This window comes from Phormidesmis sp. 146-12 (genome assembly GCF_052939495.1).
Window position 1 is genome coordinate 1 of the sequence record NZ_JBJPHS010000239.1, and the last position, 1,894, is coordinate 1,894.

The 1,894-nt window shown below is 46.1% G+C and carries 4 protein-coding genes; 1 reads left to right on the plus strand and 3 read right to left on the minus strand.

Translation table 11 applies throughout. From position 1 onward, the window contains the following. Positions 1 to 432: hypothetical protein (locus tag ACKFKF_RS34935; protein ID WP_446871923.1), on the minus strand; the 432-nt coding region annotated here is incomplete at its 3' end. 24 nt (positions 433 to 456) lie between these two features. Between ACKFKF_RS34935 and ACKFKF_RS34940 the strand changes: the two genes are divergently transcribed. Continuing rightward, positions 457 to 702 (plus strand): PDDEXK nuclease domain-containing protein, encoded by a 246-nt coding sequence (locus ACKFKF_RS34940; RefSeq protein ID WP_446871924.1) that lies wholly within the window; start codon positions 457 to 459, stop codon positions 700 to 702. A 217-nt stretch (positions 703 to 919) separates the two neighbouring features. On the opposite strand, the gene ACKFKF_RS34945 is transcribed toward ACKFKF_RS34940, so the two are convergent. Both ACKFKF_RS34945 and ACKFKF_RS34950 read right to left on the minus strand, forming a co-directional pair. Further along, entirely contained in the window at positions 920 to 1,192 is a 273-nt protein-coding gene (locus tag ACKFKF_RS34945; protein ID WP_446871925.1) for a hypothetical protein, read from the minus strand. 25 nt (positions 1,193 to 1,217) lie between these two features. Then, positions 1,218 to 1,724: a GNAT family N-acetyltransferase gene (locus ACKFKF_RS34950; RefSeq protein ID WP_446868551.1), complete on the minus strand. Its 507-nt coding sequence runs from the start codon at positions 1,722 to 1,724 to the stop codon at positions 1,218 to 1,220. Positions 1,725 to 1,894 lie beyond the last annotated feature (170 nt).

Sequence of the window (1,894 nt, forward strand, 5' to 3'; positions counted from 1 at the left end):
TCTGAGCCTTCTTACGCCCCAAGGGGCGGGGAATTTACCCCTGATGAGATTAAAGCGAATACCATCACAATGATTCTTAAAGTCCAATACAAGTAGCGTCAAACATTCTTCAAACAAAGAAGAATTATCAGTTGCTACATGAATAAACTCAAAATCAGTAAATCCCTTCCCTTTTAAGACAAAAGTGTAGACAGGTTTTTTACCGCGCGAAATGTAACCTAGGAAATCATCATCCTCACTGTCGATATGACCAATAATTCCAGCAATGTGCTTTAAGTTCTCAATAAGAAACTCAAATATTCCGACCTCATGAGGTACCTGACCTGTTCGCACAATTGTCATCCCATAGGGCGTGTTGTAATTGCTTGACTGATGCGTTTTATTTGACTCTAAAGCTAGTGCATACTCAACCAAAGCAGATGTGACAATCATTGAATCATTGATAAGTCCAGGACGGTGTTTGCGGATAATTGCGCTGATGACAAGCCAACGATCGGGATCATCCTTTGCAAGGGTAGAAAGATGACGGCTGCTGAATATGCGCTTCGCGATGTGAATAAGCCGATCGGCATTTCAACCTATCAACTCAAAGGCTCTTTACCGGAACCGTTTCAGCAAAGTTTACCCAGCATCGAGCAGTTAGAGATGAAACTAGATACGATCGCGGCAGCAGTTGTTTCTGAAGAAGACACAGACGCTTGAACAGGTTCACAATATTATCTGAGCAACTGCCAAGAATTCCTTTTACATAATCTGACAGCTTCTCTTCAATTTTGCTAGGCAGCTTTAGGCGTAGGATACGAACCGATTTGGAACCCATGTCGGTTTAAATCTTGATTGAGTCGTGAAATGTGAATGTAATGCGTCAAATCCTAATATTGGTAAGGTTCTCAACTCTTCTCGCCGAGAACAGCGATCGCTAATGAAGAAAGCGGTAGTGTTGATCGAGGGCTGGGCGGATCTCATTACCCCTGAGCAAACCATCTGCTCGATGTCCGCGCATGGCAACGGGTTTGAAGGTTTCTAGCTCAGTTTGCAAGAAAATCAAGTTGAAACCAGCATCTTGCCGCGAGAGTGACACGAAGCCATCCGCAGACATCTCTTCACTGAAACCAAAATGCTGCTTGACGAACTCAGCCGACGCTGTGACATCATCGACGTTGAGTGAGATAGCGGATGTGGTGATCTGCATCAATCCTCCTCCAAATCAGTGTTATTTAACTTAGCGATCGCGCTTTAACCATCAGTAGCGCTAACCCATCCGGCGTGATCACCTCACCCACATCCACAAATCCGGCTCGTCGATAGCATCGAATTGCCCGCTCATTGTTGGGTGAAGGGTCGGTCTGCACTTTGGTCACTGCCGGATCTTGGAAAAGTTGCTCTACGAAGGTCTGAATCATTGCACGACCCAAACCGCGACCAAGTTGCTCCGAGTTACATAGAAACTGGTCAATGCCTCTCGCACCCGGATCGGTTTCCTGTTCCCACCACCCATCCCCCGCTCCCATCACGATGTAAGACTGGATAAATCCAATAGGTTCATTTTCAAGTAAAGCAATGTAAGCTTGTGTGGTCGATTCGCCGGTTATAGAAGGTAGATACTCACACTCCACATCGGCGTAAGTTTTAGGATTGTCCCACCATTCTGAGACATGCGATCGATGTAGCCACTCATGTAGCATTGGCAGATCGGAAGCAACCAACGGTCTAAAAGAAATCACTTTGATTGAATCCTCGTTTTAAGAAAATGCACTCTCTCCATCTATCGGCTTAGCTGAGCGGCGACAGATAACCTTTGCATCAACACCGAGATTTTTCACCCGTCCGCTCCAGCGCGTTGTGTACGCCCAGCATGGGTGTGATCTAATGGGGTGAAAGTCCCCTGTGGTGG